The 9,470-nt window shown below is 40.8% G+C and carries 5 protein-coding genes; all 5 read left to right on the top strand.

The features are described from left to right. The first annotated feature begins 29 nt into the window (after window positions 1-29). The 5 genes from ACTB00_RS15645 to ACTB00_RS15625 all read left to right on the top strand — a co-directional run bounded on the left by ACTB00_RS15645 (window position 30) and on the right by ACTB00_RS15625 (window position 9,464). Entirely contained in the window at window positions 30-4,151 is a 4,122-nt protein-coding gene (locus ACTB00_RS15645) for a hybrid sensor histidine kinase/response regulator transcription factor (RefSeq protein ID WP_463300857.1), read from the top strand. 446 nt (window positions 4,152-4,597) lie between these two features. Further along, window positions 4,598-5,824 (top strand): glycoside hydrolase family 88/105 protein, encoded by a 1,227-nt coding sequence (locus ACTB00_RS15640; RefSeq protein WP_463300856.1) that lies wholly within the window; start codon window positions 4,598-4,600, stop codon window positions 5,822-5,824. 155 nt (window positions 5,825-5,979) lie between these two features. Continuing rightward, window positions 5,980-6,966: a pectinesterase family protein gene (locus tag ACTB00_RS15635; protein ID WP_463300855.1), complete on the top strand. Its 987-nt coding sequence runs from the start codon at window positions 5,980-5,982 to the stop codon at window positions 6,964-6,966. 20 nt (window positions 6,967-6,986) lie between these two features. Continuing rightward, on the top strand, window positions 6,987-8,639 hold the full coding sequence (locus ACTB00_RS15630) for a glycoside hydrolase family 43 protein (RefSeq protein ID WP_463300854.1): 1,653 nt from the start codon (window positions 6,987-6,989) through the stop codon (window positions 8,637-8,639). Between the two features lie 3 nt (window positions 8,640-8,642). Further along, a complete protein-coding gene (locus ACTB00_RS15625) occupies window positions 8,643-9,464 on the top strand; it encodes a rhamnogalacturonan acetylesterase (RefSeq protein ID WP_463300853.1) in 822 nt (273 codons plus the stop codon). The last annotated feature ends 6 nt before the right edge of the window (window positions 9,465-9,470 follow it).

Below are 9,470 nucleotides of genomic sequence, written 5' to 3'. Positions count from 1 at the left end.
TAAGCATTATTTTGCCCTAGTTAAGTGGCATGGAAAAGAGAATGAAAGAACGGATTGTGCAATATTTTCAACGAACAATATCACAAATGGAGCGGTTTGCGAAAACACTGTTTATTGTTTTGTGGGGGCTCCTCTATTTTTCGGCGGGTTTTGCTGCGAGCAACGAAGTAAGTTTCGACTCATTTACTCAGGAAAGCGGCCTGCCTAATAATTTGATACAGACAATTTATCAGGATCATAATGGATGGATGTGGATTGGCACCAGCCAGGGATTGAGTCGTTTTGATGGATATGAGTTTGTAAACTTTGTGCATTCTGATGATGATACAACAAGCCTGAACGGAAATTTGGTGAGGGTTATTTTTGAAGACAATAGAGGGCGTCTTTTGATTGGCACCGAAAATGGAGGGTTGAATGTGTTCGACAGGGAGTTAGAAATCTTTTATCGTCCCTACGAAAACAAGCTCCATTTCAGTGGCGAAGACATGTCTGTTAATGATATTGAGCAAGATGCCGCCGGAAATTTATGGTTGGCAACCAATCACGATATTTTAATTATTGATACGTTTGGTACTGTTTCTCGCCTGTCGCTTGCTCCCGAAGATTCACAAGATAAGAATGAGGCGTTTGTACGTGTGATTGAATTTGATCAGAATGGAATGCTTTGGGCTGGTACCAACGAGAGCGTTTTTCTGATTAACACCCGGCAGCAAACTTTTGAGAAGTTGAATTTGCCGTTAGCAGGAACGGGGCGCGATGAAATTTGGGAGCTTTTTCAGGATAAAAATGGGGATATGTGGATTGGCACCTACTCCAACGGTGTTTTTGTCGTCGATTCGGAGTCAAAAAAAATAGAATCTGTTGATTTGGAGTCGTCGTTTGAACGAACTAAGACGGTTCGTTCAATTTCACAAGGAGCCCACGGCAACTACTGGATTGGCACGCGTGGAGGAATTTTTGTTTATACTAAAAACGATGGAGTAGCTGCTTATTATCACAATGATGAGCGGGAGTCAGCTAGTTTGATCAACAATTCGGTATTGGACATTATTCACGATAATCGTGGTGAAGCATGGATTGGAACGCGCGGAGGATTGAATTTGTTGGCAAAAAATAAACAGGTATTTGAAAATTATATTCCACATCCATCCGACGATGGTAATAAGTATTTGAATAGTAGTATTGTTTATGCATTTTGGATTGACAGGGAGCAGAATATTTGGGTTGGAACTGAGGATGGAGGTATTAATATTTATCATCCGCAGAAAGAAAACTACAGCTATCTGAGAGCCAGCGTTGATGATCCAAAATCGATTTCAAGAGACTGTATTAAGGCATTTCAGGAAGATAAGAAAGGAAATCTCTGGGTAGGGACTTTCCTTGGAGGAGTTGATGTGGTAAACCTGAAAACGAAGAAAGTTGTCCGGCATTTCGATGCCAATCCATCAAACGAAGGGAGTATTTCGGATAATAAAATTTGGGACTTTCTACTGGACCACAATGGAAATATGTGGGTAGGTACATCAGCCGGAATTGACAGATACGATTCGCAGAATGACGAGTTTATTCACTATCCTCAATTGGCAGGGCAGGAGCAGGTAAACTGGATGGAGATGGACTCCTTTCGCCGTATTTGGTTTGGAACATCTGATATGGTTGGTATTTATGATCCTGAAAGCAAGAAAGTAACTCGTTTTAGTGAGCATTCAAGGGCTTTTGTTGAGGACTCGAAAGGTCGTTATTGGCTTACTACTTTAGATCAGGGAATTGCACAGTATTCAAGTGTAACCGGGGCTTTACAATACTACGATGCAGAAGATGGTTTATCGAATGATCAGGCTTTGTGTGTTTTAGAAGATAACAGCGGAAAATTGTGGGTTAGCACCTCAAACGGTTTGTCGAAGTTTGATCCTGAACGGGAGACTTTTCAAAACTTTACAAGTAAGGACGGACTGAGAAGCAATCAATTTTCTTATGGGGCTGCGTACAAAGCTGAGGATGGACGGTTACTTTTTGGTGGAGTTTCAGGCTTTAATATCTTCAACCCGAAAGAAGTGAAGCTGGAAGATGGCGATGTTCCCTTAGTTTTAACTGATCTGCGGATATTTAACAAGAAAGTTCCAATAAACAGCGACAAAGGAGTGCTTAAGAAAAGCATTTCAGAGACTAAGCATTTGGTTTTACCCTACGAGCAAAACGTGTTTACACTTGAGTTTGCAGCATTGAACTACGTGAATAGCCAAAATAATTTATACAGCTATTATTTAGAAGGTTTTGATAAAGATTGGAACGAGCCTAGTCAAAACCGAACAGCCACCTATACCAATTTGAATCCAGACGATTATATACTCCATGTTAAGCGAGTTGTTCCGGGTGAGATTGAACTTGAAAGTGAGTTGAGTCTGATGGTTACCATTTTGCCGCCTTTTTGGAAAACTATTTGGTTCCGTAGTTTGATTATTTTAATCATTTGTGTGCTGATTTATTTGTTGATCCAATTCTTCCTTTATCGTGAAAAGATTAAAAGTGAATTGATTTTGGAACGAATGAAAGCTCGCAAATTGCATGAGCTGGATATGCTCAAGTTGAAGTTTTTCACCAATGTATCGCACGAAATAAGAACACCGCTAACCTTGATTCTTGCGCCACTCGAAAAGTTAATTAAGCAAAAAATGACTACGCCGGAAGTTGGTACCAACCTTGAAATGATGCACCGAAATGCGAAACAGCTTGATCGTTTGGTCAATCAGCTACTGGATTTTCGGAAGCTTGAATCCGGAAACTTGAAACTGGAGCTTGTGCAGGGAGATATTGTAAGTTTTATTGCAAAAATTGTGGAGTCTTTTCAGGGATATGCCACAGAGAAGGACATTCAGCTAAAATTCAATTCCTTAAAAAAGAGCTTGACTGCACGCTTTGATGCCGATAAGCTTGAGAAGATGATCAATAACTTGCTTTCGAACGCATTCAAATTTACCGGAAAAGATGGTCAGATCACGGTGAATTTGTCTTTGGTTTTTGATACGAATGAGGAGGATTTGGCATCGGAAAACCCTGATAAGGAATTTATTGAAATTACTGTTCGCGATACCGGGCAGGGAATTTCGCAAACCAATGCGTCCAAAATATTTAACCGTTTTTTTCAGGCCAATGAAAAGGAGGTGCAAACAGGAGCCGGAATTGGTTTGTCGTATGTGAAGGAACTGGTGAAGCTTCATCATGGAAAAATATATGTCGAGAGTAAACCCGGCAAGGGCAGTAAGTTTACCATTCGGCTGCCCCATGTAAAAGACGAGTTAGCGGAAGCGCCTCATAAAACAGAAGCGCTGAAATATTCTGAGATGGAAGCCGTAAATGAATCGAATTTGGTTCGTGAGCCCGAGCATTTGAATAGTCGCATCATGTTGGTCGTTGATGATAATCCTGATGTGAGGAAATTGATCAGGAGTCATTTTGACTCCAGGTTTCAGGTGTTTGAGGCTGCTGATGGCCGAATTGGCTGGAAGATGGCATTGGAACAGGTACCCGATGTGATTGTTAGTGATGTGCTGATGCCCGACATTGATGGCTACGAGTTTTGTAAAAAGGTAAAGAAAGATGAGCGTACATCGCACATTCCGGTATTGCTTTTAACCGCGCTTCATTCAAAAGATCACGAAATAAAAGGATTGTCGAGTGGCGCGGATGATTATATCACCAAGCCTTTTGATCTGGCTATTTTGCAAACAAAAATTGAAAATATGCTTTCGATTCGCGATTCACTAAAACAGAAATACTCTGGTGAAATAACACTTCAGCCTAAAAATATCATCATTTCTTCGCCCGAAGAAAAATTTCTGCAGAAAGCAGTTGAAGTGGTCGAAAACAATATTGCTGACACCGATCTGGATATTGAGCGTTTTGCTCAGGAAGTTGGTGTCAGCCGTATGCAATTGTACCGTAAGTTGAATGCATTGACGGATATGACAGTCAAAGAATTTATAAGAAGTATTCGCTTGAAGCGAGCCACTCAATTACTGCTACAGGAAAAAATGACCGTCAGTGAAATAGCTTACGCCGTTGGTTTTAAAGATCTGTCACACTTCCGGAAATGCTTCCGCCAGACTTACGGCATGAATGCGACAGAATACAAGCAAAAAAAACTGAATTAGGTCGGGCCACTCTAATTTCAATACGACAATCGATTAAATCCAGTTTTTCTTTTTCAATAGCTTGTTTGCCACAGGATGAAAAGCCAAAGTCGTATTTGTAGCGTTTGTTTGTATTTTGTTGGTTGCCAGTTGTTTTATAGGTGCGCGAGTGGTGTGTGGGAAAATAGACCCCGCTATTTGGTATGTATTTCCCTCTTTGATATTGAGGCCTATTCTTTTTGGGAATTAATATAAACCGAGTGTGAGATTATCGTCTTATTTTTGGTAAGCTTAATAACAGGCATCAAAACTTATGGATAAAATGCGAAAAGATCTGAAAAGAAATTCCTGGACCATAACGATCGTTGTGATCGGGCTGGTTGTCGCATTGGTTATTCTTGTGAATATTATTTTTTAAAATAAGACTCCTCCCTAAGTTTGTTTATGCCTCTAAAAAATAAAACAAAATGTACCTGACAAAAATTAAACATGCTTATCTGATTCTGGCACTGATTGGCTTTGCCTTCAGCCAATGTACAACAACCGAAAAAAAAGAAAAGGAGTCTGACGAAATCGTTGCAGACTCAACAGCGATTAAAATGGCCGTTCGTATGGCCGACTCCGAGATGGTTCACTTCCCGGAAGCTTCAACCGTAGATTTTAGACCTGAAGGAAAATGGAGTTATACTGCCGGGCTGGTTTCTTCAGCCATGGTCGAATTGTCTGAAGAAACGGGTGATCCTACTTATTACGAATATGCCAAAGGATATGCAGATCAGTTTATTAACGAAGATGGTGAAATAAAAGGTTATAAAAAGAGTGATTTTAATATTGATAAAATTAACTCTGGTAAATTCTTGTTTGATCTATATGAAAAGACAGGCGATGAGCGCTACAAAAAGACTATTTTCATATTACGCGATCAATTGGAGGATCACCCACGTACTTCGGAAGGTGGGTTTTGGCACAAAAAAAGATACCCTCATCAAATGTGGCTGGATGGTTTGTATATGGGAGCTCCGTTTTATGCCGAGTTTGGAAAAGTGTTCGACGAGCCGGCAGCATTTGATGATGTGATCAATCAATTCGTCACCGTACACAAGCATACCTATGATTCAATCGTTGGATTGAACTACCACGGCTGGGATGAAAGCAAAGAGCAGCGTTGGGCAGATCCGGAAACCGGATGTTCTCCTCATTTCTGGGGACGTGCAATGGGATGGTACGCTGCAGCTCTGGTTGATGCTTTAGGTTTTATTCCTGAAGATCATCCTGAAAAACACCAAGTAGTTGAGATATTGCAAGAAGTAGCAGCCGGTTTGAAAAAGTGGCAGGACGAAGAAACAGGTCTTTGGTATCAGGTGTTGGATCAGGGAGACCGGGAAGGAAACTACCTGGAATCGTCTGCTTCAAGCATGTTTGTTTATGCATTGGCTAAAGCCACTCGAGTAGGATATATTGACGAAGAATATCGTGAGGTAGCCGAAAAAGGATACGCTGGCATTTTGGATAACTTCATTAAAGAAAATGAAAATGGCACGATTAGCCTAACCGATGTTTGTTCTGTAGCAGGACTTGGCGGCGATCCGTATCGTGATGCCTCTTTTGAGTATTACATTAGCGAGCCTATTCGTGATAACGATCCAAAAGGCGTCGGTCCATTTATCTTGGCCAGCCTGGAAATCAGCAAATAATGAATTAAGAGATCAAAAGGGTTGAAAAGTATTGTCATTTTGAATTTGTTTCAGAGTGACAATACACTTTTTTTTATCGTATTGTCACTTTTTTAGGTGAATCAAAAACTCTGCGACATTAGAAGACAGACCTGAACGATCAAAATATAGAAAACATGCAATTAAAAAACTACGGGCTACTGGTACTTTTTATTCTACTAAATACATTTGGTTTTGCCAATGTTGGGCAGCAATTTGATTTTGTAGTTTCGAAAGATGGATCAGGCGATTTTACCACTGTTCAGGAAGCCATTGATGCTGTTCCTCATTTTCGGAAAGAGAGAACGACCATCTTTATCAAAAACGGTGTTTACAAAGAAAAATTGATTTTGCCGACTTCTAAAAACAAGGTCACTTTTATCGGTGAAAGTGTTGAGAACACCCTTATTACAAACGATGATTATGCTTCCAAAGAAAATTGTTTTGGAGAAGAAATGGGAACAACCGGTTCGTCTGGCTTTTATGTGTTTGGCAACGACTTTAATGCCGAAAATATCACCTTCGAAAATTCAGCCGGGTTAGTTGGTCAGGCGGTTGCTGTTCGGGTTACCGGCGATCGCATTTTCTTTAATAATTGTCGTTTTTTGGGAAATCAGGACACCCTGTACCCGCAAGGAGAAAATAGTCGTCAATACTACAAAAACTGTTACATTGAGGGTACGGTCGATTTTATTTTTGGTTGGTCAACAGCTGTCTTCGAAGATTGCGAAATCTTTTGTAAATCCCCAGGCTATGTGACGGCCGCGTCAACCTTGGAAGAAACGCCCTTTGGCTTTGTCTTTTTGCATTGTAAAATCACAGGCGATGCTCCGGCAGGCTCCGTTTATCTGGGCCGTCCCTGGAGACCCTATGCAAAAACTGCTTTTATTGAATGTGAACTGAGCGAAGTGATTAAAGAAGAAGGTTGGCATAATTGGGGAAAAGAAGAAGCAGAAAAAAAATCAACTTACGTTGAATACCAAAATACAGGTGAGGGTGCTAATTCAGAAAAACGTGTAGCGTGGGCGCCACAACTAACAAAAGAGCAAAGAGCCAATTATACGTTAGAGAATATTTTTGATGGGTGGATGCCCGGAAAAGCATTTGTTGAAAAACGGAGATAAATTAACAAACTAAATAGAACATGAAGCTTAATAAACTACAATTACTAATTATCGCATGTCTTGTAGGCATGTTGAATCCTGTGTTAGCACAAAAAGGAGATGTTTCAAAACAGTATATTTCAAACGTATGGGTAGCCGATAACGGCGATGGAACGTATAAAAATCCCATTCTTCATGCCGATTATTCTGATCCGGATGCTGTGCGGGTTGGCGACGATTTTTATATGACTGCATCGTCGTTTAATTGTGTTCCCGGCTTACCGATTTTGCATTCTAAAGATTTGGTGAATTGGGAATTGATTAATTATGCTTTACCTAAACAACCACCCTTTGATGTGTTTGATAAACCACAACACGGCAATGGCGTGTGGGCTCCCTGTATCCGTTATCACGAAGGCGAGTACTACATTTACTATCCTGATCCTGACTTTGGAATTTATATGACAAAAGCTGAAGATCCGGCCGGTCAATGGTCTGAGCCTGTTTTAGTACGTGGAGGCAAAGGCCTGATTGATCCATCACCGCTTTGGGACGACGATGGGAAAGCTTATTTGGTATATGCATTTGCAGGAAGCAGAGCGACTGTAAAAAGTGTATTGATGCTGAGTGAAATGACCCCTGATGGAACACAATTGATAGGCAATGATGTCATGTTAATTGATGGTCACGAAGCTCATCCAACAGTTGAAGGGCCTAAATTTTACAAACGAAACGGTTACTACTATATTTTTGCTCCAGCCGGAGGTGTTTCAACTGGTTGGCAGTTGATATTACGCTCAAAAAATATTTATGGTCCTTACGAAGAGAAAGTTGTTTTAGAGCAAGGAGAAACAGATATTAATGGCCCTCATCAAGGAGCTTGGGTAGATACCCAAACTGGCGAAGATTGGTTCATCCATTTTCAGGATAAAGAAGCCTACGGACGTATTGTGCACTTGCAACCCATGAGTTGGGAAAACGATTGGCCTGTGATGGGAGTTGATCAGGATGGCAATGGAATCGGTGAGCCTGTTGCATCGTACAAAAAACCCGACGTTGGTGGTACTTACCCAATTGTAACTCCGCCCGAAAACGATGAATTTAATACACATAAGTTGGGAATTCAATGGCAATGGCATGCTAATCCGAAACTTAAATTTGGTTACCCATCAGGTAATTTGGGGTATTACAGGTTAAACTGCAAACCTCGCCCTGAGAATTATGTAAGTCTTTGGCCTATTCCGAATTTATTATTACAAAAATTTCCGGCGGAAGAATTCATGGCAACGACCAAACTGACCTTCAATCACCGATTTGATGGCGAGGAAGTCGGGTTTGTTGTGATGGGTGAAAACTATCAATACATTTCCTTAAAGCAGGTTGGCGAAAAGCTGATGGCCCGAGTGGTAAATTGCGAAAATGCCCGCACAGGAGGTGTCGAAAAAGAACTGTATAGCGACGATTTTGATAGCAATACCGTTTATTTCCGAATTAAAGTAAAAGAAGGAGCTGTTTGCAGTTTTAGTATCAGTAAGAACGGAAAGAAATTTAAGGAAGTTGGAGAGGATTTCTCTGCAGTTCCTGGTCGTTGGATTGGTGCAAAAATTGGCTATTTCGCGCTTCGCGATGGAATCATCAATGATTCGGGTACCGTTGACATCGACTGGTTTAGAATTGACGAGCTTAAGAAATAATTCATGCAGCAAAAACTAGGTAAATATTGTGCAATTGCTCTGATGCTGATTTTAGGATTGTCACCAATCCTAAAATCATGTACCGACAAGCAAGAGGAACCTAAAGAAAAAGTAAGCAAGGTTTGGTTGATTGGAGATTCAACGGTTGCCAATTATGCTTTAGAAGAAGATTACCAGTCGAAACGACATCCAATTACCGGTTGGGGGCAGGTATTTCAGCCATTTATGTCAACAGACAGCATTATCCAAATCAGACAATTGACTGATGCCGACAGTTTGCTTGTTGACGACCGAGCCAAGGGTGGGCGCAGCACTCGTACTTTTTTTCAGGAAGGACGCTGGCGAGCTGTTTATAACGAAATGCAAGTCGGCGATTTGGTCTTGATGCAGTTTGGACATAATGATGCAGCGGAAAGCAAGCCCGCGCGATATGTTAATATTGAGGGCTACAAAGAGTTTTTACGCTTGTTTATCAATCAAACACGCGAAAAAGGAGGTACTCCAATATTAGTAACTCCCGTTGCCCGAAACTATCCCTGGGAAGATGGCCACCTTCAAAACGTTCATGGAGATTACCCTGATGCGATGAAAGCGGTTGGTGATGAAATGGATGTTTTGTTGATTGACTTGAATCAACGATCAATGGATTCTTTTTCTGAAAAAGGGAAAGAGTACGTATCAAAAAATTATTTCATGAACTTACCTGCCGACGTTTACGAAGCCTATCCAGATGGACAGGATGATAATACGCACTTTCAACCAGAAGGAGCAAAAGAAGTGGCTCGATTGGTTTATGAAGAAATGAAAAAAATAGGAAAACAATAAATACAT

This window comes from Sunxiuqinia sp. (assembly GCF_055140945.1).
Note: the sequence above shows the minus strand (reverse complement) of the source record. Positions and strands in the feature narration are given on the sequence as shown.

Coding starts and splice junctions, on each gene's coding strand:
- ACTB00_RS15645 (WP_463300857.1), top strand. CDS start 30: ATGGAAAAGAGAATGAAAGAACGGATTGTGCAATATTTTCAACGAACA.
- ACTB00_RS15630 (WP_463300854.1), top strand. CDS start 6,987: ATGAAGCTTAATAAACTACAATTACTAATTATCGCATGTCTTGTAGGC.
- ACTB00_RS15635 (WP_463300855.1), top strand. CDS start 5,980: ATGCAATTAAAAAACTACGGGCTACTGGTACTTTTTATTCTACTAAAT.
- ACTB00_RS15625 (WP_463300853.1), top strand. CDS start 8,643: ATGCAGCAAAAACTAGGTAAATATTGTGCAATTGCTCTGATGCTGATT.
- ACTB00_RS15640 (WP_463300856.1), top strand. CDS start 4,598: ATGTACCTGACAAAAATTAAACATGCTTATCTGATTCTGGCACTGATT.